The sequence below is a fragment of the Pseudolysinimonas kribbensis genome (assembly GCF_030161895.1).
Classification (GTDB): domain Bacteria; phylum Actinomycetota; class Actinomycetes; order Actinomycetales; family Microbacteriaceae; genus Pseudolysinimonas; species Pseudolysinimonas kribbensis.
Map to the genome: position 1 here is coordinate 3,033,499 of NZ_BSVB01000001.1, position 21,627 is coordinate 3,055,125.

23 protein-coding genes are annotated in these 21,627 nt (G+C 72.4%); 16 read left to right on the forward strand and 7 right to left on the reverse strand.

What is annotated here, in order from left to right; genetic code table 11:
* Nucleotides 1–17: 17 nt before the first annotated feature.
* Nucleotides 18–947, reverse strand: a complete 930-nt coding sequence (locus QQK35_RS16735; protein WP_284255151.1) for an ROK family protein — start codon at nucleotides 945–947, stop codon at nucleotides 18–20.
* A 23-nt stretch (nucleotides 948–970) separates the two neighbouring features.
* Between QQK35_RS16735 and QQK35_RS16740 the strand changes: the two genes are divergently transcribed.
* From QQK35_RS16740 to QQK35_RS16760, 5 genes are all read left to right on the forward strand, one after another.
* Nucleotides 971–1,336, forward strand: a complete 366-nt coding sequence (locus tag QQK35_RS16740; protein WP_284255152.1) for a hypothetical protein — start codon at nucleotides 971–973, stop codon at nucleotides 1,334–1,336.
* Between the two features lie 90 nt (nucleotides 1,337–1,426).
* Complete coding sequence (locus QQK35_RS16745; RefSeq protein WP_284255153.1) at nucleotides 1,427–2,392, forward strand: sugar-binding transcriptional regulator; 966 nt, start codon at nucleotides 1,427–1,429, stop codon at nucleotides 2,390–2,392.
* 2 nt (nucleotides 2,393–2,394) lie between these two features.
* Nucleotides 2,395–3,399 (forward strand): deoxyribose-phosphate aldolase, encoded by a 1,005-nt coding sequence (gene deoC, locus QQK35_RS16750; RefSeq protein WP_431311820.1) that lies wholly within the window; start codon nucleotides 2,395–2,397, stop codon nucleotides 3,397–3,399.
* Between the two features lie 16 nt (nucleotides 3,400–3,415).
* A complete protein-coding gene (locus QQK35_RS16755; protein WP_284255155.1) occupies nucleotides 3,416–4,855 on the forward strand; it encodes an aldehyde dehydrogenase family protein in 1,440 nt (479 codons plus the stop codon).
* A 2-nt stretch (nucleotides 4,856–4,857) separates the two neighbouring features.
* Nucleotides 4,858–5,724, forward strand: coding sequence for an aldehyde dehydrogenase family protein (locus QQK35_RS16760; protein WP_284255156.1), 867 nt, complete (start codon nucleotides 4,858–4,860; stop codon nucleotides 5,722–5,724).
* A 66-nt stretch (nucleotides 5,725–5,790) separates the two neighbouring features.
* On the opposite strand, the gene QQK35_RS16765 is transcribed toward QQK35_RS16760, so the two are convergent.
* Together QQK35_RS16765 and QQK35_RS16775 are read right to left on the reverse strand one after the other, a co-directional pair.
* A complete protein-coding gene (locus QQK35_RS16765; RefSeq protein WP_348535019.1) occupies nucleotides 5,791–6,402 on the reverse strand; it encodes a M20/M25/M40 family metallo-hydrolase in 612 nt (203 codons plus the stop codon).
* Nucleotides 6,403–6,439: 37 nt separating this feature from the next.
* On the reverse strand, nucleotides 6,440–7,129 hold the full coding sequence (locus QQK35_RS16775; protein ID WP_284255159.1) for a M20/M25/M40 family metallo-hydrolase: 690 nt from the start codon (nucleotides 7,127–7,129) through the stop codon (nucleotides 6,440–6,442).
* Between the two features lie 62 nt (nucleotides 7,130–7,191).
* Between QQK35_RS16775 and QQK35_RS16780 the strand changes: the two genes are divergently transcribed.
* The 4 genes from QQK35_RS16780 (at nucleotide 7,192) to QQK35_RS16795 (ending at nucleotide 12,542) form a co-directional block, all read left to right on the forward strand.
* A complete protein-coding gene (locus QQK35_RS16780) occupies nucleotides 7,192–8,694 on the forward strand; it encodes an FAD-dependent oxidoreductase (RefSeq protein ID WP_284255160.1) in 1,503 nt (500 codons plus the stop codon).
* Between the two features lie 199 nt (nucleotides 8,695–8,893).
* Nucleotides 8,894–9,208 (forward strand): DUF6804 family protein, encoded by a 315-nt coding sequence (locus QQK35_RS16785; RefSeq protein WP_284255161.1) that lies wholly within the window; start codon nucleotides 8,894–8,896, stop codon nucleotides 9,206–9,208.
* The gene (locus QQK35_RS16790; protein WP_284255162.1) at nucleotides 9,205–10,269 is read left to right on the forward strand and encodes an aldo/keto reductase; all 1,065 of its coding nucleotides are present in this window, start codon (nucleotides 9,205–9,207) and stop codon (nucleotides 10,267–10,269) included. The genes QQK35_RS16785 and QQK35_RS16790 overlap by 4 nt, the downstream gene beginning before the upstream one ends.
* Nucleotides 10,270–10,406: 137 nt before the next feature.
* On the forward strand, nucleotides 10,407–12,542 hold the full coding sequence (locus QQK35_RS16795) for a DEAD/DEAH box helicase (protein WP_284255163.1): 2,136 nt from the start codon (nucleotides 10,407–10,409) through the stop codon (nucleotides 12,540–12,542).
* 699 nt (nucleotides 12,543–13,241) lie between these two features.
* On the opposite strand, the gene QQK35_RS16800 is transcribed toward QQK35_RS16795, so the two are convergent.
* Together QQK35_RS16800 and QQK35_RS16805 are read right to left on the reverse strand one after the other, a co-directional pair.
* Nucleotides 13,242–14,114, reverse strand: coding sequence for an aminotransferase class IV (locus tag QQK35_RS16800; RefSeq protein WP_284255164.1), 873 nt, complete (start codon nucleotides 14,112–14,114; stop codon nucleotides 13,242–13,244).
* Nucleotides 14,111–14,392 carry a tryptophan synthase subunit alpha gene (locus QQK35_RS16805; RefSeq protein WP_284255165.1) on the reverse strand — a complete coding sequence of 94 codons (282 nt, stop codon included), beginning with the start codon at nucleotides 14,390–14,392 and terminating at the stop codon, nucleotides 14,111–14,113. Before QQK35_RS16805 ends, QQK35_RS16800 begins: the two co-directional genes overlap by 4 nt.
* 103 nt (nucleotides 14,393–14,495) lie before the next feature.
* Here QQK35_RS16805 and QQK35_RS16815 point away from each other — a divergent pair, with 103 nt between their 5' ends.
* The 3 genes from QQK35_RS16815 to QQK35_RS16825 are packed head-to-tail and all read left to right on the forward strand — an operon-like array spanning nucleotide 14,496 to nucleotide 17,424.
* Entirely contained in the window at nucleotides 14,496–15,839 is a 1,344-nt protein-coding gene (locus tag QQK35_RS16815; RefSeq protein ID WP_348534969.1) for a J domain-containing protein, read from the forward strand.
* A gap of 47 nt (nucleotides 15,840–15,886) precedes the next feature.
* On the forward strand, nucleotides 15,887–17,011 hold the full coding sequence (locus tag QQK35_RS16820; RefSeq protein ID WP_284255166.1) for a glycoside hydrolase family 3 N-terminal domain-containing protein: 1,125 nt from the start codon (nucleotides 15,887–15,889) through the stop codon (nucleotides 17,009–17,011).
* Between the two features lie 14 nt (nucleotides 17,012–17,025).
* Nucleotides 17,026–17,424: a PPOX class F420-dependent oxidoreductase gene (locus QQK35_RS16825; RefSeq protein WP_284255167.1), complete on the forward strand. Its 399-nt coding sequence runs from the start codon at nucleotides 17,026–17,028 to the stop codon at nucleotides 17,422–17,424.
* Here the strand turns inward: QQK35_RS16825 and QQK35_RS16830 are convergent.
* Entirely contained in the window at nucleotides 17,390–18,052 is a 663-nt protein-coding gene (locus QQK35_RS16830; protein WP_284255168.1) for a hypothetical protein, read from the reverse strand. The genes QQK35_RS16825 and QQK35_RS16830 overlap by 35 nt on opposite strands.
* Before the next feature lie 69 nt (nucleotides 18,053–18,121).
* Here QQK35_RS16830 and QQK35_RS16835 point away from each other — a divergent pair, with 69 nt between their 5' ends.
* Nucleotides 18,122–18,475, forward strand: a complete 354-nt coding sequence (locus QQK35_RS16835; RefSeq protein WP_284255169.1) for a hypothetical protein — start codon at nucleotides 18,122–18,124, stop codon at nucleotides 18,473–18,475.
* Nucleotides 18,476–18,498: 23 nt separating this feature from the next.
* On the opposite strand, the gene QQK35_RS16840 is transcribed toward QQK35_RS16835, so the two are convergent.
* A complete protein-coding gene (locus QQK35_RS16840) occupies nucleotides 18,499–19,461 on the reverse strand; it encodes a nuclease-related domain-containing protein (RefSeq protein ID WP_284255170.1) in 963 nt (320 codons plus the stop codon).
* Nucleotides 19,462–19,577: 116 nt separating this feature from the next.
* Between QQK35_RS16840 and QQK35_RS16845 the strand changes: the two genes are divergently transcribed.
* From QQK35_RS16845 to QQK35_RS16855, 3 genes are all read left to right on the forward strand, one after another.
* On the forward strand, nucleotides 19,578–20,900 hold the full coding sequence (locus tag QQK35_RS16845; protein ID WP_284255171.1) for a GNAT family N-acetyltransferase: 1,323 nt from the start codon (nucleotides 19,578–19,580) through the stop codon (nucleotides 20,898–20,900).
* Nucleotides 20,901–20,932: 32 nt separating this feature from the next.
* On the forward strand, nucleotides 20,933–21,220 hold the full coding sequence (locus QQK35_RS16850) for a type II toxin-antitoxin system Phd/YefM family antitoxin (RefSeq protein ID WP_284255172.1): 288 nt from the start codon (nucleotides 20,933–20,935) through the stop codon (nucleotides 21,218–21,220).
* Between the two features lie 94 nt (nucleotides 21,221–21,314).
* Nucleotides 21,315–21,608 carry a PIN domain-containing protein gene (locus QQK35_RS16855; RefSeq protein WP_284255744.1) on the forward strand — a complete coding sequence of 98 codons (294 nt, stop codon included), beginning with the start codon at nucleotides 21,315–21,317 and terminating at the stop codon, nucleotides 21,606–21,608.
* Nucleotides 21,609–21,627 lie beyond the last annotated feature (19 nt).

Consider the following 21,627-nt stretch of genomic DNA (forward strand, 5'->3'; position numbering starts at 1 on the left):
GGCCGCGGGGCCGGGGCCTAACCGACGAGCTCGGAGCGGTGCACGAGGGCGGCCGCTCCGATGAGGGGTCCGTCGCCGGAGAGCATCGACGGCACGACGCGCACCCGCCGCACGTAGGCGGAGTTGACGCGCTGGGCGATCGGCTCCCGGATGAACTCGAACAGGTCCGGCGTGACGTTCGCGAAGCCGCCGCCGATCGCCACGATCTCGAGGTCGAGGAGCGCGGACGCCGATGCGATCGCGCGCCCGATCGCCGTGCCGGCGCGGCGCACGGCGGCCACCGCGATCCCGTCACCGGCGGCGTAGGCGCGGCCGAGGTCCTCCCCGGTCGCGCCCTCGAATCCCCGCTCCCGCGCCCAGCGCACCGTGTTGGGCCCCGAGGCGACGGCCTCGAGGCAGCCGCTGCCGCCGCACGTGCACGGATCGTCGAAGCCCGCGACCTCGATGTGGCCGATATGGCCGGCGTTCCCGGTCGGGCCCGGGATGGTGTGCCCGCCGAGGATGAGGCCGCCGCCGACACCGGTCGAGACGATCATCCCGAGGACGTCGTCCGCGCCGCGCGCGGCGCCGACCCAGTGCTCGGCGAGCGTGATGCAGAGCCCGTCGATGCGGAGGGTGACGGGCACGTCCGGCACGAGCTCCTGCACGAGGTCGCGCAGGGGGTACCCGCCGTGCCACGGCGTGAGGTTGTAGGGCATGACGGCGCCGCGCGGGATGTCGATGGGGCCGGCGGAGCCGATCCCGGCCCCCGCGAGCTCGGCTCCGGCGGGCAGCTGCGCGAGGGCGCCGCGCACGGCCTCGCGCACGGCATCCGCGAGCTCCTCGGCCGAGCGATCGCGGCCCGTCGGGCGGCGGGTGCGGGAGGCCTCGTCGATCGTGCCGTCGTCGGCGACGAGCGCCGCATCCACCTTGGTACCGCCGAGATCGATCGCGAGGGCCGTCGTCACGGGCTCAGCGTAGTGTCGCTGGCGTGAGCATCCGGACCGTCGAACGCGTCGTCGATCTCCCGCGCGCGATCGTCTGGGACGGGCTCGTCGACCCCGTGCTCGTCGAGGGCTGGTTCGACCCCGAGCTGCGGCTCGTGGGCGGCGAGCCCCGGGTCGAGGTGCTCGAGCGGCGCGATCCGGAGCTGCTGCGGGTGCGGATCGCCGGGCTCGGCGAGCTGACCTTCTCGTCCGACGAGGTGGCGGGCGGGACGCGGGGCACCTCGACGCTCCTGCGGTTCACGGGGCCGGTGGGCGACCCCGACGAACTGCTGGACCGTCTCGAGGATCTGCTGCGCGGGCACCCGGTCGATTGGCGGGCGGAGGCGCCCGCGATCCGGTCGGCGGGGTGACGCCCGCATCCGCTGCCCGCGACGGATGGCGCCTGCTCATCTGAGCACGGCCACCCACATGTGTAGAACGCGTCGTACGCTGGACGCGAGATGCCGGTGCTGGACGAGGACGAGGAGCTGACGGCCGTGCGGGTCGCCGAGCTCTACTACGACGAGGGCAGGACCCAGGACGAGGTCGGAGCCCTCCTCGAGCTGTCCCGCTGGAAGGTCGGGCGGCTGCTCGCCCAGGCGCGCGAGCAGGGCATCGTGCGGATCGAGATCGTGCACCCGCGTGCCCGGCGACTCGGCGTCGAGCGCGCGCTGCGGGAGCGCTTCGGCCTGGCCGACGCCGTCGTCGTGCCGGCACCGGACGACCCCACCGACAGCGACGACGCCGAGACCCTGGCACGGGTCGCGCAGGCGGCGGCCGACCACCTGGCGGCCATGCGGCCGGTGCCGCGCACGCTCGGCGTCAGCTGGGGCCGGACCCTCGCCGAGGTGGCCGACCGGCTGCAGCCCGGCTGGGCGCACGGCGTGACGGTGGTGCAGATCAACGGTGGCGTGACGCTCAACCGCCGACCGGGCACCGCCGCCTCCACGGCGGCGACGATCGCGCAGCGCGCCGACGGGCAGGTCGTGCTGCTGCCGAGCCCCGCGATCCTCGAGCGCATCCAGACCAAGCGTGCGATCGAGGCGGATCGCGTGGTCGCCGACGCGCTCGCGCGGGCCCGGTCGGCATCCGCGTACCTCTTCACGGCCGGTGCCGCCGACGATCGCTCCGTGCTGGTCGAGAGCGGGTACGTGAGCACCGACGACGTCGCCGAGCTCGTGCGCAAGGGCGCCGTCGGCGACGTGCTCGGCCGCTTCGTCGATGCGGACGGCAACATCGTCGATCCCGCGCTCGACGCGCGTACCGTGGGACTGGGCCTCGACGGACTGCGCGCGGCCGACACGGCGATCCTCGTGGTGGCCGGGCGCGCGAAGCACGACATCGCACGGACCGCGGTGGCGAGCGGGCTGTGCACCGTCCTCATCACCGACGACACGACCGCACGAGCGCTCCTGGAGGACTCATGACGATGCAACACACGGCGCTGGCCCCGGCGGAGCGCGCGGTGCGCGTGCTGGGCGGCGATCTGACCGAGCGCAGCCTGCGGCTGCACCTGGAGGGGCTGAGCGGCGTGGACGCCGTCGGCCTGGAGCAGCGCGCGGCCGGCCTCGGCACCCGCTCGATCAAGACCAGCTCGAAGGCCTGGGCCCTCGACACGATCATCAAGCTCACCGACCTCACGACCCTCGAGGGCGCCGACACCCCCGGCAAGGTGCGCTCCCTCGTCGCGAAGGGTCTGAACCCCGACCCGTCCGACCCGAGCACGCCGCGGGTGGCCGCGGTCTGCGTGTACGGCGACATGGTGCCGGCGGCGATCGACGCGCTCGGGGCGGCCCACGGGGATCCGGATGCCGGCCTCGTCTCGGTCGCGGCCGTCGCGACCGCCTTCCCGAGCGGCCGGGCCTCGCTGCCGGTCAAGCTCGCCGACACGCGCGACGCGGTCGCGAACGGCGCGGACGACATCGACATGGTCATCGACCGCGGCGCGTTCCTCGCGGGCGACTACGGCACGGTGTTCGAGCAGATCGTGGCGGTCAAGGAGGCGTGCCGCCGCGACGACGGCGGCTTCGCCCACCTCAAGGTGATCCTCGAGACCGGCGAGCTGACCACCTACGACAACGTGCGCCGCGCGAGCTGGCTCGCGATCCTCGCCGGTGCGGACTTCATCAAGACCTCCACCGGGAAGGTCACGCCCGCCGCCACGCTGCCCGTCACGCTGCTCATGCTCGAGGTGGTGCGCGACTGGTACCGGCTCACCGGCGAGCGGATCGGCGTGAAGCCGGCCGGCGGCATCCGGTCGTCGAAGGACGCGATCAAGTACGTCGTGACCGTCGCGGAGACCGCGGGGGAGCAGTGGCTGCAGCCGCACCTGTTCCGGTTCGGCGCCTCGAGCCTGCTCAACGACGTGCTTCTGCAGCGCCAGAAGATCTCGACCGGCCACTACAGCGGCCCCGACTACGTCACCATCGACTGAGAGCAGGGGACCGAATATGTCGTTCCTGGAATACGCACCCGCGCCCGAGTCGCGCGCGATCGTGAAACTGCGTCCGAGCTACGGGCTGTTCATCGACGGCAGCTGGGTCGACGGCCACGGCGAGCCGTTCTCGACGATCTCGCCGGCCTCCGAGGAGAGGCTCGCCGAGATCGCGACCGCCGACGAGCACGACGTCGACCTCGCGGTCGCCGCCGCCCGCCGCGCGTACGACCGCACCTGGTCGCGCCTGTCGGGCGCGGATCGCGGCAAGTACCTGTTCCGCATCGCGCGGCTCGTGCAGGAGCGCGCCCGCGAGCTCGCCGTGGCCGAGTCGCTCGACAACGGCAAGCCGATCAAGGAGAGCCGCGACGTCGACGTGCCGCTCGTGGCCGCGTGGTTCTTCTATTACGCCGGCTGGGCCGACAAGCTCGACTACGCGGGGCTCGGCGCGAACCCGCGCGCGCTCGGGGTCGCGGCGCAGGTCATCCCGTGGAACTTCCCGCTCATGATGCTCGCGTGGAAGATCGCGCCGGCGCTCGCCGCCGGCAACACCGTCGTGCTGAAGCCGGCGGAGACGACGCCGCTCACGGCGCTGCTGTTCGCCGAGATCGTGCAGCAGGCCGACCTGCCGGCCGGGGTCGTGAACATCGTGACGGGCGCGGGAGGCACGGGACAGGCGCTGGTGCGGCATCCGGGCGTCGACAAGGTCGCCTTCACCGGTTCGACGGCGGTCGGGCGGGAGATCGCGAAGACGGTCGCGGGCACCCACAAGAAGGTCACGCTCGAGCTCGGCGGCAAGGCCGCCAACATCGTGTTCGACGACGCCCCGATCGATCAGGCGATCGAGGGGATCGTGAACGGCATCTTCTTCAACCAGGGTCACGTCTGCTGCGCCGGTTCGCGGCTGCTCGTGCAGGAGAACGTGCACGCGGAGGTCGTCGACCGGCTCAAGCAGCGCCTCACGACGCTGCGGATGGGCGACCCGCTCGACAAGAACACCGACATCGGGGCGATCAACTCCCGCGAGCAGCTGGACCGCATCCGGAGCCTCAGCGACATCGGCGAGCAGGAGGGCGCCGAGCGCTGGAGCGCGCCGTGCGAGATCCCCGAGAACGGGTTCTGGTTCGCGCCGACGATCTTCGACAACGTCTCCACGTCGTCGACGATCGCCCGCGAGGAGGTCTTCGGGCCGGTGCTCTCGGTGCTGACGTTCCGCACGCCGGCGGAGGCGATCGCGAAGGCCAACAACACGCCCTACGGTCTCTCGGCGGGCATCTGGACCGACAAGGGCTCCAAGATCCTCGCCGTCGCCGACAAGCTGCGCGCGGGCGTGATCTGGGCCAACACGTTCAACCGATTCGATCCGTCCTCGCCGTTCGGCGGCTACAAGGAGTCCGGCTACGGCCGCGAGGGCGGCCGGCACGGCCTCGCGGGCTACCTGAAGGCAGGGAACTGACCATGGCGGATCGGCTGAGCATCCCCAAGACCTACAAGCTCGCGATCGGCGGCGCGTTCCCGCGCAGCGAGTCGGGGCGCACCTACGAGGTCGTGACCCCGAAGGGCGCGTTCCTCGCCAACGCGGCGCTCGCCTCCCGCAAGGACGCGCGGGATGCCGTGGTCGCCGCGCGCGCCGCGTTCAGCGGTTGGGCGGGCGCCACCGCCTACAACCGCGGCCAGGTGCTCTACCGGATCGCGGAGGTGCTCGAGGGCCGGCGGGCGCAGTTCGCCGACGAGATCCGCGCGTCGGAGGGTGCGACCGCCCTGCAGGCCGCCGCCCAGGTGGATGCTGCGATCGACCTCTGGGTCTGGTACGCGGGCTGGACCGACAAGTTCACGCAGGTGGCCGGCTCCGGCAACCCGGTTGCCGGGCCGTACTTCAACCTCTCGGTGCCGGAGCCGACGGGCGTCGTCGCGATCGTCGCGCCCCAGGAGCCGAAGGGCGCGAGCCTGCTCGGCCTCGTCGCGACCGTCGCCCCCGCGCTCGTCGCCGGCAACACCGTCGTGGTGGTCGCCGACCGAGCGCATCCGCTCAGCGCGATCAGCCTCGCCGAGGTGCTGGCGACGAGCGATGTGCCGGGCGGTGTCGTCAACGTGCTGACCGGATCGCCGGCCGAGATCGCTCCCTGGCTCGCGGCGCATGCCGACGTCAACGCGCTCGACCTCAGCGGCGCCGGCGCGCTCGACTGGGTCGACCTCGAGATCGCGGCGGCGGACACGCTCAAGCGGATCGTGTCGCCGGAGCCGGGTGTGCCATCCCGATCCCTGCAGCGGATCCTGGCCTTCACCGAGACGAAGACGGTCTGGCACACGAAGTCCCTCCTCTAGGACCGCCGAGTGACCAAAAATGACCAGTCGCCGACCTGGCGACTGGTCATTTTTGGGCACTCGCGCTCAGAGGCGGCGGAGGAGCTCCTCGTAGAAGCGGAGGCCGCGGAGGTAGGAGGACACGCGGATCGACTCGTCGATCGCGTGCAGGCCGCCGAGCTCGGCGTTGCTGAGCTCGAACGGGAAGAACCGGTACACCGGCCCGATGCCCGTGAAGTGCCGCCCGTCGGTCGCCCCGAGCATCCCGTACGGCGCCGGCAGCACCCCGGGATGCGACGACGCGAGCGCCGCGACGAGCGCCTCCCAGCCCGGTCCCGAGGCGGGCGAGATCGGCGCCGGATCGCCGCCGGTCAGCACCTCGACCTCCACATCCGGCCCGACGAGCCGCCGGATGTCGTCGACCGCGTCGTCGAGCCGCTCGCCGATCGCGACGCGCAGGTTCACGATGGCCGACGCCGACTCCGGCAGCACGTTCGCCGCGGCGGCCCCCGCAGCTGCGTCACCGTGCGCGTGGTGCGGATCATCGCGGCCGTCTCGTCGCTGCCCGTGCGCATCGCGCGCAGCAGCAGCGGTCGCATGAGCCGCGGATGCCGGTACGCGAACCCGACGATCCCGCGCGCGTGCGGCGCCAGGGCCGCGAACATCGCCGGCAGCACGGGTGGGAGCACCGTGCGCGATGGTCGCGTGAGCGCCGTGACGGCGGCGGCGAGCCGGGTCACGGCGGTGCGTCCGTCGCTCGGCGGGTGCGCGCTGTGGCCCCCGCCTGGTGCACGCTCAGGCGCACCGCGGCGACGCCCTTCTCGCTGAGCCCGATCGCGGCGGTCGGCTCGGTGATCCCGGGGAACTGCCCCTGCACGATCGCGCCGCCCTCGTCGAGCACGAGCCGCGCGCGCACCCCGCGCTCGCGTAGCGCGGCGGCAGCGGCGGCGGCCGCGTGGCCCATGACCTCCTCGTCGCCCCCGAAGGTCAGCCACACGTCGTGCTCGGGTACGAACCCCTCCCCGAGCAGCGCGTCGACCGCCTCGAGCACCCCCGCGACCGCGTTCTTGTCGTCGATCGCGCCGCGGCCCCAGAGCCGGAGGTCGTCGCCGTCGGGGGTGAGCTCGGCGGCGAAGGGCGGGTGCGACCATCCGGGTTCGTCGGCCGGCACGACGTCGTAGTGCGCCATGAGCACGGCGGCGTCGCCCGGGGAGCGGCCGGGCCAGCGCAGCAGGACGCCGAGGTCGTCGGCGACCGTCTCGACCTCCAGCCCCGAGAAGACGCGCGGGAACAGCTCGCGCAGCGTCGACCGGAATCGTGCGAACGCCGCGCGATCCTCGGAGCCGTCGATGCGCGACACGGTCGGGATGCGCAGCAGCGCGCGCAGCCGGCCGACGGCGGGATCGTCGGCGGCGGCGTCGCTCATGCCTCGATGGTAGGTCGCCGGGAGTCCGCGGGGAGATAGCCCAACGCCCCTAGCGTGCTGACATGGAGACCGACGCGCATCCCTCGCTCTGGCAGCAGTCCGCCCCCGACATCCCCACCGATCGATTCCCGGACGCGGAACGCGTCGACGTCGCCATCATCGGCGGCGGGATCACCGGCCTCGTGACCGCGCTGCTGTTCGCCCGCTCCGGCAAGCGCGTCGCCGTGCTCGAGGCGCGCCGACTGGGCGACGGCACCACCGGCCGCACCACGGCGAAGGTGTCGCGCCTGCAGGGCACGCAGTCGGACCACGTGCGCAGCCGCAACATCGCCGCGGTCGCCCGCGCCTACGCCGAGAGCCAGGCCGCCGCGTTCGACTGGTTGCTCGGATTCTGCGACGAGGCCGGCATCCCGGTCGAACGTCGCGACGCCTTCAGCTACGCGACGACGCGCGACGGTCGTGCACGGGTCGAGGCCGAGTACCGCGCGGCCCGCGCCGTGGGGATCCCGGTCGAGCTCGTCGCGCGCGTCGACCTGCCCTTCGCCACCACCGGCGCCGTGCGGCTCGCCGATCAGGCGCAGCTGGACCCCATGGCACTGGTCGCCGCCCTGGTCGAGGCGATCCGCGCCGCGGGCGGCCTCGTCGTCGACGGCGTGCGGGTGCGGGCCGTGCACGCGAGCTCGCCGGCCGAGCTGCTGACGAGCTCCGGGCCGATGGATGCCGACCGCGTCGTGCTGGCGACCGGCGCGCCGATCCTCGACCGCGGCCTGTACTTCGCGAAGGTGACGGCGCAGCGCAGCTACGCGGCGGCCTGGCGCGTGGCCGAGGACCAGCGGCCCCACGGCATGTTCCTCGACGTGGAGCAGCCCACGCGGAGCGTGCGCACCTCGGGACCGCTGCTGCTCACCGGCGGGTTCGGGCACCCGGTCGGACGCCGCTCGAGCCCGCGCGCCGCCGCCGACGAGCTCGCCGCCTGGACCGCGGTGCACTGGCCGGGCGCGGAGCCGGTCGCCGAATGGAGCGCGCAGGATCATGTGGCGCCGCACGGCGTGCCCTACGTCGGCTGGCTGCCGCGCGGTCGCGGGCGCATCTACCTCGCGACCGGATTCTCGAAGTGGGGCATGACCAACGGTGTCGCCACCGCGCTCACCCTGGTGAGCGACATCCTGGGCGCGGACGGGGGCTGGGAGCCCACCCCGTGGCAGCGCGTGCTGCATCGCCGACCGACCCTGCCGCAGACCGTCGCCGACGGCGTCGGTCAGAACGCGGCAGTCGCGCTCTGGTACGCGAAGGGCTGGCTCGGGGCGCTCGCCCGGCCGGTGGGCGGGTCGCCGCTCGAGGGGATGGGCGAGGTCGGCCGCGACGGGTTCCGGCCCGCGGCGGTCTCCACGGTCGACGGCACCACCCGCGAACTGTGCGCGATCTGCCCGCATCTCGGCGCCATCGTCACCTGGAACGACTTCGAGCTCAGCTGGGACTGCCCCGCGCACGGCTCCCGCTTCGCGCCCGACGGCTCGGTGCTGGAGGGGCCGGCGCGGCGCCCGATGCGGAACCTCGGTGGTTGAGCGGCACCCCGCCTGACGTGCCTGAGCTCAGCGCCCCGCGGCTATCCTGAATCCCGATGAGCAAGGGTCGACCCCCGCCGGAGGCGTGCCGCTGGGGCGGGGCGCGTCGTCACCCGCCAACCGGCCGGCCAGGACGCCGCCGTCCCGCCCCGGGTCGAAGCGCCCGGACGACCGCTACGGTCGCCCGACGTCGCGCCGGATGGCCCTCGCGCCCGGTCTGCTCGGCGCGATCGTCGTGCTGGCGGGTCTCGCCCTGCTCGACGTCGACACGTTCATCGTGATCAAGTACGCGACCGCGATCCTCGCCGCGATCGTCGGCTGGTTCGCCATCCAGGGCCGCACGTGGTGGGCGCTGCCGCTGCTCGCGGCCGTCCTCGTCATCTGGAATCCGGTCTTCCCGTTCGACTTCCACGGGCAGTGGTGGGTCGCGGGGCAGTTCGGTGCGGTCATCGTGTTCATCGCGTGCGCGATCCTCGTCAGGGTCCCCGCCAAGCGGGAGGATGCCCGGCCGTGAGCGATGGCGAGATGGAGTACCGACGGCTGGGGGCATCCGGGCTCATGGTGCCGGCGCTCTCGTTCGGCACCGCGACGTTCGCGAACGGATCGGGCGCGGGATCCTGGGGCGACGTGCAGGTCGATGAGGCCCGGCGCCTGGTCGACATCGCGCTCGACACGGGCCTGAACTTCTTCGACACCGCCGACGTCTACGCCGACGGCCGCTCCGAGGAGGTGCTCGGCACGGCGCTCGGGTCTCGTCGCGACCGGGCGCTCATCGGCACCAAGCTCAACGGGCGCACCGGCGGGGGCGCGAACGATGTCGGCAGCTCGCGCTTCCACGTCCTGCGCGCGGTGGAGGCCAGCCTGCGGCGCCTGGACACGGACTGGATCGACGTCTACTGGCTGCACGGCTTCGACGCGATCACCCCCGTCGACGAGGTGCTGTCGACGCTCGACGAGCTCGTGCGCTCGGGCAAGGTGCGCTATATCGGCGCCTCCAACTTCTCGGGCTGGCACCTCATGAAGTCACTGGCCGCATCGGATCGCCACGGCTGGGCCCGGCACGTGGCGCACCAGGCGTTCTACTCGCTCGCCGCACGCGAGTACGAGTGGGAGCTGATGCCGCTCGCCGTCGATCAGGGCGTCGGCACGGTGGTCTGGTCGCCGTTGGCGCAGAGCCGGCTGAGCGGCAAGATCCGTCGCGGGGCGCCGCGCCCGGCCGACAGCCGGCTGGCGGTGCGGGGCGAGACCGAGAAGACCGACGACGAGCAGCTGCTCCGGATCGTCGACGTGCTCGACGGGCTCGCCGAGGAGACGGGTCGCACGATCCCGCAGATCGCGATCAACTGGGTGCTCTCGCGCCCGACCGTGTCGAGCGTGATCCTCGGCGCGCGCACCGAGGGCCAGCTGCGCGAGAACCTCGGCGCGATCGGCTGGTCGCTGACGCCCGAGCAGCTGCACCGGCTCGACCGCGCGAGCGCGGTGACGCCGATCTACCCGTACTGGCACCAGCTGGAGCAGGTCGGCGCTCGCAACCCGTTCCCCACGGGTCTGCAGCCGGAGGACCCCGGCGCCTGACCGTGCGCTAGAATAGTCGTGCGCATTCCCCTACCGGCCAAGCCGGGGTCTGGGGGCTCCGCCTCGCGAGAGACACGGGCCGCGCATCCACAGTCCGCGGCGGCTCGCCGTCGCACAGCATCCGCTCGAGGAGAGCAATGGCCTCATCCGGCCAGAAGTCGGGTCAGCGCAAGAACGCGACCCGCCGTCCTGCGACGCGTCGCCGCGCCCACCAGGACGAGACGGGCATCATCCCCGTGCTCGCGCGCACCGTGCGTGAGATCGAGAACGCCGCGCAGCGCGGCAAGGTCGGGCCCTCGGGGCGCACCCGGTTCCGCGTGGTCGCGGCGCTCGTGCGTGAGGAGCGCGCCCGCATCAAGTCCGACACCGGACTCACCGACGCCGAGCGCACCAAGGAGGTGACCCGGCTCGAGGGCATCGCCACGATCATGGCGAAGACGGTCGCCCGCGACTCCAGCCTCATCCCGCTGCTCACCGACACGGCCCCGCTCACCACGGCCGCGCAGGAGCTGCGCCGGGCGATGCTGCTCGACGCGGGCACCGAGCTGAGCCCCGACGACCTCATCGTCGTGACCGAACCGGCCGCCAAGGACGAGGCCGTCGAGCGCCAGGTCGTGCCGCAATCGGTCAAGCAGTATCAGATGGCCAACCCGTTCCTCGCGCCGGATTTCAGCGCCGTGGCCCCGAAGCCGGCGACCAGCGGCCGGCTGGCCAACTGGGAGCTCATCGACCCGCTGTTCCGCTCGTTCGAGCTCGGCGGGGGAGCGGCGAGCATGCGCCTGCCCGCGCCCCGCACCCTCGAGACGCCCGGACGGCTGGAGCTGATGATCCACCAGGCGCGCTTCGTCGAGAGTGCGCGCGAGGGCCACCGCACCTACCTGCTCGCCGACGAGCCGGGCCTCGGCAAGACCGCACAGGCGCTGCTCGCGGCCGACGTGGCGCACGCGTTCCCGCTGCTGGTCGTCGTGCCGAACGTCGTCAAGGTCAACTGGGCGCGCGAGGTCGAGAAGTGGGTGCCGCAGCGCAGCGCCACCATCGTCAACGGCGACGGCGACGACATCGACGCGTTCGCCGACATCGTGATCGTCAACTACGAGGTGCTCGACCGCCACGTCGCGTGGCTCTCGCGCCGCGGGTTCAAGGGCATGATCGTCGACGAGGCGCACTTCATCAAGAACAAGGAGTCGCAGCGCTCGCGCAATGTGCAGGCGCTCTCGCGCAGCATCCGGGCGACCTCGCCGAAGGCGTTGTTCATCGCCCTGACCGGCACGCCGCTGATCAACCAGATCGAGGACTTCCGGATGATCTGGCAGTATCTGGGCTGGATCGACGAGAAGAAGCCGCTGCCCGAGCTCATGCAGCGGCTCGAGGAGACCGAACTCGATCCCGGCGAGCCCGGGTTCTTCAGCGCCGCCCGCGAGGCCGTCGTCGAGATGGGCATCGTGCGCCGCCGCAAGGAGGACGTCGCGGCCGACATCCCGGCGCGGCGCATCGCCGACATCCCGGTCGAGCTCGAGGGCGAGGCCGGCCGCTCCATCCGCGCCGCCGAGGCCGCACTCGTCGCGCGCCTGGTCGAGCGCTACCGTCGTCTCACCGCGGCGCGTCCGGAGCTGGGTCGCGACGACGCCATCCGGCTGGTCGCCGCAGCGGAGCTGGAGGAGACCAGGTCGGCCGGGGGCGACGGCACCTCGGGGGCGAAGGGCGCCGACAACGTCTTCACGATGGTGCGCCGCATTGGTCAGGCCAAGGCCACGCCGGCCGCGGACTACACCGTCAACCTGGCGCGCAACGTCGGCAAGGTCGTGTTCTTCGCCAAGCACATCGACGTGATGGACACCGCGGAGGCGCACTTCCGCGCCGCAGGCCTGAAGACCGTGTCGATCCGCGGCGATCAGACGCCCAAGGCCCGCACCGCGGCGCTCGACGCGTTCACCAACGATCCCGAGGTCTCGGTCATCGTCTGCTCGCTCACCGCGGCCGGCGTCGGCATCAACCTGCAGGTCGCCTCCAACGTCGTGCTCGCCGAGCTGTCGTGGACCAACGCCGAGCAGACGCAGGCGATCGACCGCGTGCACCGGATCGGGCAGGAGCTGCCCGTGACGGCCTGGCGGATCATCGCCGCCGGCACGCTCGACGGCCGGATCTCGGAGCTGATCGACGCCAAGGCGGGGCTCGCGGCGCGGGCTCTGGACGGCGCGACGGCCGACGATTCGGCCGAGGGCTCGGTGCAGCTGGAGGCGCTCGTCGCCCTGCTGCGCGACGCGATCCGGTAGGAGCGAGCAACCTTCAACCATCTAGCGAGGGTTGACCCGTTGCGCTCCGTTCAGGGACGAGTAACGTCGTCTCCACTGAAGGAGATGAGTCCGATGGGCTGATCAAGAGCAGTAACAGAAAGGCCCCCGGGGCTCGACGAACCGTTCGGCGCAAGCCGAGTGGAACGCGGCGATCGGGGGCCTTTCGTCTGCCCGCGGTCCGAGACGGAGACGGAAGCAGGCGCCGGCCTTGTACCCCGATTTGTCCCCCACGCGGCGGACACCCCCTCTGGGGACATGCGCTGGGCTCGTCTTCCTGCGTAATCTGGGTCTCGCACTAGTCGGGGGACTAGCGGCGGCGGCAGCCTCGTCGATGACGCGGACCGCGATACGGGGGTAGAACCGGTCGCGCGGACGAGGCGCCGCCGCCAGTACTTTAAGCGCTCACAACCCTCAACCATCTAGCGAGAGTTCACGTCTTGCGCGGGGTCCGGGCCGGGAGCATGCTGGGGCAACCGAAACGGCGATCCCCGAAGCCGGTGGCGCAAGCCGCGGGGCAGGGGCCGCATCCGGGTCCGGTGGGCAACCATCGGGCACGGGAGCGGTGCACCGTGGCGTAGGGCTCTCGGCCTGGCGTCGCGGGGCGTGGCTCGGCCCTTGGGCCGGTCCGCCGGATCGTTACTGAAGGCCCCCGGGTTTCGGCCCGGGGGTCTTCGTATGTCAGCCCGTGCGCCCGCGCAGGAACGCGTTCATCGCGTCGGAGAGCTCCCGATCGACGGGCACCTCGGCGTGGTCGACGGCCCGGATCGGCGCCGCGTGGCGCACGCTCGAGACGAGCCAGGCGGCATCGGCATCGAGCAGGTCCTGCGGTCGCAGCAATTCGTACACCGGCTCCAGCCGTCGGGTCGGCGCCCAGTCGAAGAGATCGGCCTGCGTCGTGCCGGGCAGGATGCCGGCGTCCAGCGGCGGCGTCAGCAGCCGGCCGTCGCGCAGCAGCACCACGTTCGCGGTCGGCCCCTCGAGCAGGTAGCCGTCGCTCGAGACGAACACCACGTCGTCGGCGCCGCGCCGCGCCGCCTCCCGCACGGCGGCCCGGTTCACCGCGTAGCTCAGCGTCTTGGCGCCCGCCAGCAGCCACGGCGAGGTCTGCGCGACGTCGTGCCGCACCCCGCGGTCGAGCATCACGACGTGGATGCCGCGGGTGCGCGCCGCGCTCGCGTCGGGCGACGCTGTGGCGTACGCCCATCCGCTCGGCACGCCGCCGCCCTCGATGCCGCGGGTGAGCACGATCTTGACGAACGACTCGGGAACCGGGTCGATCGCGCCCGCCACGGCGACGATCGCGGCGCGCCAGGCGCCGGCATCCGGTGCGGGCAGATCGAGCATGGCGGCCGAGCGCGCGAACCGGGCGAGGTGCGCCTCGAGCGCCTGCGGGTGGCCGTCGCCGACGCTGATGGATTCGAAGATGCCGTCGCCGCGCGTCGCCGACAGATCGAGTGCGCTCAGCAGCGGCGCGGCGGGATCGACGAGCTCGTGGCCGAGGGTGCGCTCGCCGTCGGGCGAGAACCACAGCACCGCGAGGGCGGCGCTCACACCGGCCACCGGATGCCGTCGAGCCGGTCGCGCAGGTCGTCGACCGTCGGTCGCAGCGCGGGGTACGCGCCCACCACCCGGTCGAGCGCCGCGTCGGTGGTCGTCGCGTCCGGGGCGAGCTCCGCGTGCAGCAGCAGCACCACCATCTCGTCGACGGTCGGCATCTCGTGCATGAACGCCCACGGGTCCTCGCCGCCGCGCAGGCGCTCCTCGATCACCGTGCCGAGTTCGTCCTGCGCCTCCGCACGCAGGACCTCCAGGCTCGGTGGCGTGCGCATGCATTCGAGCCTACGCGCGCGCTCCGACGCGGGTCGCGGGCACGCGCCGGAGGTTCGCTGAGTAAGCGGGCCGGGCATCCGGAGCCGTGTCTACCGTCGGGCCATGGCGATCACGTTGAACAAGGACGCTCTGCAACACGCCCGCGACCTCATCGCGAAGGGCCGCACGGTCAAGGACGAGCGCGACGACTGGAGCGAGCACTCCCCGTCGACCGACGACGAGAACGCGTGGCTCGAGAAGCACGGATGGGACGAGTTCGCCCTCTGGCACCTCGGCATCGACCGCTCGGAGCCGGAGGAGACGAAGAAGCGCTACAGCTTCCCGTACGGCGACTACTCGCGGTTGCACCGCTGCGCCGTGATCTCGCTCGAGAGCCGCGCCGGCCAGTACGGCCACGACGACATCGAGGACGCCACGAAGAAGCTGCTGAGGAGCTCGACTCGTAGCCCCGCGGCCGTCCTCGACGCGCTCTCACCTTGTTCCCGGCAGAATGATCGGGTGCCCGACAGCCCGCTCGCCGCGAGCCCGTACGAGGTGCTCGGCGTCGCGGCGACCGCGACCGACGACGAGCTGCGCCGGGCGTACCGCCGTCGTCTGCGGCAGACGCATCCGGACACCGGGGGAGCGGCCCTCGAGTTCGACCGCGTGCAGCGCGCGTGGGAGCTGATCGGCACCGCCGACGCGCGAGCCGCCTACGACCGCGGCGCGCGGCCTGCGAGCACCGAGGACCGCACCTGGGCGCCGGCCGCACCGCGCCGGGAGGGCACCCGTCCGGCGGCGCGCAGCCACGGGCACCCCGGCGGCTGGTATCGCGAGCAGTTCCTGGTGCTGCTGCACGAATGGGTGGGGCGCGGGGTCGAGGTGCCCGACCCGTACGACCCGCGGCTGCTGGCCCGGGCGCCGCGCGAGCTGCGGCATCTGCTGGCCCAGGCGGTGGCCGAGGAGGACACGGCGCGCGCGCTCGCGACGCTCGGCATCGGCTTCACGGTGTGGCACGACGTGCGCACCGACGGGGATGCCGCGGGCGCCCTCCGCGCCTCGCCGCAGGGGGCGGGCGGCAAGATCGATCACGTCGTGCTCGGGCCGACCGGGCTGTGGGCGATGCTGAGCGAGGACTGGGGCGAGCCGGTCTCGGTGCGTCGCGGCGAGCTCGTCGGGCCGGCGCTCGCGCGGGACGAGCGTCCCGTGCACGAGCTCGCGCAGCGCGCGCGGCACTTCGCCCGGGCGGCGCGGGTGCGCTTCACCTCGCTCGTGATCGTCGTGCCCGACGGCGGCACCGGCGAGGGCGTCACGTCGCTCGGCTCGGTCAAGGGGATGCCGGCCCTGGTCGTCGAGCGGCCGCGGCTCGCCGACCTCGTGCGGCGCGGCATCCCGGGCGTCGGCATCGGCGGCACCGACCTGTTCGAGGTGCGCACGCGCGTGCAGGCGGCGGCGCGCTTCGTCTGACGGCGCGTCGGCCGGCTTTTACGCCACCATGGACCATGCGCCGGCGCATGGTCGTGATCCTCGTGATCGCGGTCGTCGCGCTCGCCGGGTGCGCCGCCGGGCACCCCGCGCCGAGCCATCGCACGCCGACCCCCACGGCCACCCCGACGCCGCCGCCCGACCCGCTCGCCGGGCTCACGCTGCAGCAGGAGGTCGGCCAGCTGTTCGTGGTCGGCACCCCGACGACCGGGCTCGGCCCGGACGCCCTCTCGGCGATCCGGGACAGCCACGTCGGCGGCGTCTTCCTCGGTGGCCGTTCCCTCGCGGGAGTGCAGGCCAACTCCGCCGTCGGCCGGGCGGCGCAGGCGGCGAGCGGGGACGGCATCCCGCTCATCGTCTCCACCGACCAGGAGGGCGGGGAGGTCCAGGTGCTGCAGGGCCCCGGATTCGACCGGATGCCGACCGCCGTCGACCAGGGCGCCATGAGTCCGCAGCAGCTGCTGGTCGCGGCGGAGCGGTGGGGTGCGCAGCTGCACGCGGCGGGCGTGAACCTCGACCTCGCCCCGGTCTCCGACATCGTGCCGCCGGGGTTCGCTTCGCAGAACCCGCCGATCGGCGTGTTCCAGCGGGAGTACGGGTCGGACGCGGCTGCGGTGGAGACCCACGCGGCGGCGTTCGCGGCGGGTCTGCGCGACGCGGGCGTGCTCGCGGCGGCGAAGCACTTCCCGGGTCTCGGGCACGTGACCGCCAACACCGACACGCACAGCGGCGTCACCGACACGACGATCGACGCGAGTTCGCCCGACGTGCGGCTGTATGGGCGGCTCGCGCACAGCGGTGTCGACGTCGTGATGGTCTCCAGCGCGATCTACGCGAAGATCGACCCCTCGCAGCCGGCCGCGTTCTCGCCGGCTGTGGTCGGCATCCTGCGCGACACCCTCGATTTCACGGGCATCACGATCACCGACGACCTGTCGGGTGCGGTGCAGGTCGCGTCGGTGGCGCCGGGCGACCGGGCGATCCGGACGATCACCGCCGGGGTTGACCTCGTGCTCGTGTCGCACCCCACGGGGGTGTGGGCGCAGATGGTGGATGCCGTGCTCGCCCGCGCCGGGACGGACCCGGCGTTCCGCGCGAAGGTCGACGACGCCGCGCGGCGGGTGCTGCGGTGGAAGCAGGCTCACCTGGGGTGAGCGAGGATGGCGGAATGAGCATCGATGTCGTCCCGGAAGACCTGCGTCCCCTCCTCCACCTGCCGTTGTTCGTGCACCTCGCGACGGTGCGCCCCGACAACACGGCGCAGGTGAACCCGATGTGGTTCAAGTTCGACGGCGAGCACCTGAAGTTCACGCACACGACCAAGCGCGGCAAGTACCGCAACCTGCAGGCCAACCCGTCGATGGCGATCTCGGTGCTCGACCCGGAGAACCCGGAGCGCTACCTCGAGGTGCGCGGGCGCCTCGTCAAGGCCGAGCCCGACCCGACCGGCGCGTTCTACGTCGAACTCGGCCAGTGGTACGGCAACCCCGACGAGCAGCCGCCGGCGAACAAGGCCGACCGCGTGGTGTTGTTCATGAGTCTCGAGAAGGCGACGCGGCAGGGCTGACCGGCTTGCGGGCCTGCTGACGCGCGACGTGCAGGCCGGAGTGCCGCTCGGCGACGGTGGCCCAGGTGATCGGAACGCTCTCGAGCACGACGCCGACGACGAGCAGCCAGATCCCGACCCACGACGAGGCGATGATCGCGCCCGCGCCCAGGATGCCGACCACGATGTAGACGAGGTCGCGCGGCCGCTGCGGATGCACGTGCACCCCGCCGATCGACATCGGCACGCGCCGGCTGAATCCCATGACGAAGAAGCCGGCCGTCGCGAGCAGCACGAGCGCGAGGCCGAGCCAGGCGATCCACGAGCCGATGACCGAGCCGGTGGCGCCCACGATCATGCCGGCGACGAGCACGAGGCCGACGAGCCCGCCGAACCGGGCCAGCGACTCGCCGCCCAGGTAAGCGCCGAGCAGGAGCGGCAGCAGGATCGCCGCACCGAGGGTGCTCATTCCCGCGATGGCCAGGACCTCGGAGTCGACGGCAGCGGCCACGATCAGCCCCGCGCCCCCGACGACGACACCGATCACGATGACCAGCACGAGCACGCGGGTCCAGATCCGGATCGCGCGCCCGCTCAGGCGGTAGGTGCCGTCGGGCTGGTCTTCGGGGTGCACGACACGCAGCGACATCGCGCTCCACCCTAGGGCGGTGCGGTGCGAAGGGTTGCACGCGACGCCGCTCCTGACAGGCTGGGACCCATGGACGCCGACCGACCCGAGCCGCACGACGAGACCCGGATGACCGAGCAGCCGGCCCTGACCTTCTCGACCGGCCTGATCTGGCTCATCGTGGGCGGTCTCCTGACCGCGATCGCGGTCGGCGTGCTGATCCCGGAGGCCGTCACCGGCCTGCCGCCGCGCTGGCTGCCGTGGGCGGCGGCGATCGCCGACGTGGTGATCTACGCCCTCATGTTCGTGGCGCGCTTCACGGTGCCGGTCACGCACCTGCGCCGCCGCCTCGGCCTGCTGGCGATCGGGATGCTCGCGATCGCCGCGATCTCGCTTGCGAGCGTCCTCATCGTGGCCTTCGCCGCCGTCACCCCCGTGAAGTAGCGGGGATTCGACCGGCAGACCCGTCAGGGAGCGGGACCCGGCGTTCCCGTCGCGGTCGGGGTGGTCGTCGGGACCATCGTCGGCACCTGAGTGGCCGCGACGAGCGCGTGCGCCATCATCTCGAGGGCGATGATCCCGACGATGATGGTCACCAACGCGGTCACGAGGCCGACGATCGCCCTCCGCATGAGATCGCTCCCACGTCGTGGGGGCCGTCGTCGTGCGCGGGCCGCGCCGGGGTCGGGTCGCCCGCGCCGGTTGCCGCGGAAGGCGGGGTTGAGAGGACACGAGCGCGTCCGCCCCCGAGACTCCAGGTACGGGTCCACCTCCTGCTCCAGCGCGGCGAACTCCTGGATCAGGTGCGCGCCCGGCCGCGAGGACACCGTCGACTTCGACCAGGTGCCCGGTAGCGATGCGACGCTCACCAGGCGCGCCAGCTGCTCGTCACTCATCACGCGGGGGCCGTGCAGAGTCGTCGACAGTTGGCTGTCGTGTACCGCCCAGATTCTCGTCCCGTTCTCGCCGAGCGGCGCTTTGATCACGATGCGGCGTACGTCGACGAACGACAGGATGCCCTCGACCGGCACCGCGAACCCGCACCGCGAACTGAGACGACCCTCCACTTGGGCGGTCTGTCGAGCGATGGAGGACACGTGGCCCACCCCGATTCCGTCCAGCCGCATCCCGAGACCGCCGGCGGTCACGGTTTTGCCGGGGTGTCGCTTGGAGTTGATGACGAAGACGCCGCAGGGTCCGATCGCGAGGTGGTCGATGTCGGTGCCGCGCTCGCCGATGGGAATCGAGTGCAGGATGGTCCACTCCGGTCCGAGCAGGGAGAGCTCGAGCGCGGTCTGTCGCTCACCGAGGACGCCGTCGTACCAGCCGCGTGCCTCGTCATCGATGACGATCTGGCCCGAGGGCCCGGGATGGATGCGTCCGGCGTCCCACTCGCTCAGCAACTTCTCGATCAGAGACTGCGCGGGCACGCGTTGACGGAGATCCCCCACCTCACGAGGATCCCTCGTGTGCGACGCCGTTCCCCCCGAGTCCGGGTGCCCCGCTTTCGGGTGACGCCGTCGGACGCTCCCCGTAGCCTGACCGGATGACGCAGGATTTCCGCACCGCGCCGATCGACGAGCAGGCCCGGGCGATCCTGGCCGAGCGGGGCTACGAGTTCCGGGTCGTCGATCCGGATGACCGTGACGCCATGGAGCGCTACGTGCTGGCCGAGGCGCGCGGCTTCCTCGGCGGCACGATGCAGCAGCCCGCTCTCGACGCCCACATCGCGGAGTTCGCGCAGAACCGCCGCAACAGCGCCGTCTACGATCCCTCCGGCGCCGACCCTCTGACGCCGATCGCGACGACCAACTCGTGGATCGGACCGCTCACCCTGCCGGGGCAGCGCGACATCGACGCCTGGGCGATCAGCGGTGTGACGGTCGCGCAGACCCACCGCCGGCGCGGCATCCAGCGCCAGATGATGGAGGCCGAGTTGCGCACCGCGCGCGGCCTCGATGTGCCGGTCGCCATGCTCACGGTCACGGAGTCGTCGATCTACGCGCGTTACGGCTTCGGCGTCGCCGCGCTCGCCGCCGAGTACCGGATCAGCACGCGCGGCCTCACCTGGACCGGCCGCGAGCCCGAGGGCCGGCTCGACTTCATTCCGGTGCGTCAGTGGCGGGATGCCGCTCCCGCACTCTTCGAGCGCACCCGGCTGCGCGATCCGGGTCAGGTGCGCCCGTTCGCGATGCGCTGGGACCAGGCCGCCGGCTACATCACCTACGAGGGCGACAAGTCGGCCGGGCGGCAGGCGGTGCAGTACCGCGACGCGTCGGGCGGGGTGCGCGGCATGGCGCTCTACACGATCAACGAGGGCACCAGCGAGCAGGACTTCACGACCCACGAGGCGCAGATCGTCAACCTGATCGCGGAGACCGATGACGCCTACGCGGCGCTGTGGCGCTTCTTCGTCGAGATGGACCTCGTGTCGACGACCCGCTACGACCTCGGCTCGGCCGACGAGCCGGTGCGGTGGATGGTGTCGAACTTCCGCGCCGTCGAGGTGCGGCCGTTCGACATGCAGTACCTGCGGGTGCTCGATGTGAAGCGCGTGCTCGAGGCGCGCGCGTACGAGGTGCCAGGGGAGGTTTCGTTCGAAGTGACGGACGACCTGGGGTTCGCGAGCGGCACCTGGACGGCACGTGCATCCACCGCCGGCACGGTGATCGCGGCGGCTGGGGAGGTCGCCGACAGTGGGGACCTCGAACTCGGCGTCGTCGAACTCGGTGCGATGCTCTGCGGCGGGACGAGCGCTCGGACGCTCGCTGCAGCGGGCCGCGTCGTCGAGCGCGGGCCGGGTGCCCTGGACCGCGCGACGGCGATGCTGGCGTCGACGCGGCCGCCGCGGATCGACTCCTGGTACTGACGTATGTCTGACATCGGTAGTACATTGCTCGCATGCGATCGGTCAGCAAGCGTGAACTGAACCAGCAGACCGCGCACGTGCTTGCCGCAGTCGATGCGGGTGAGACCGTGGTGGTGACGGAGCGCGGCGTCCCGCGCTGGCGCATCGAGGCGATCGGTGCGCTCGTCGATCCGGTCGAGCAACTGCGCCTCGCCGGGCGGATCGCGGAGCCGAAGAAGGAGCCCGCGCCCTGGATCACCGCTGCTGACGACTCTGCCGGCCGCGAGTACTCGCCGGCAGAGATCGATGCGCTCTTTGCCGAGTCGAGGGGCGACCATTGACGCGCTACTACCTCGACTCATCCGTTGCGCTCCATGCCATGCTGCCCGGCGGCTCCGCTCGGGCCGCGGAATGGCTTGACGTCGGGGGCAGGCGATCTACTCCTCGACCCTGCTTCAGCTGGAGCTCTCTCGCGTGCTCCGCCGGGAAGGGTTGCCGACCTCGCGCGCTCGTCCCGTGATCGACCGGATCGCGCTGATCAGCATCGACGACGGCGTTCTCAACGCCGCTGCGGCAATCGAGCCGCACGTGAAGTCCCTCGACGCGATCCATCTGGCGACGTGCGCCCTCCTGGGGCCGGAGGCGTGCCTCGTCACGCACGACCTCGCCATGGCGCAGGCCGCCTCTGCTCTGGGCGTGTCGGCGGTGGATCCGCTCGAGCCGAGGTAGGCGGGCAGGATGTCGCGCC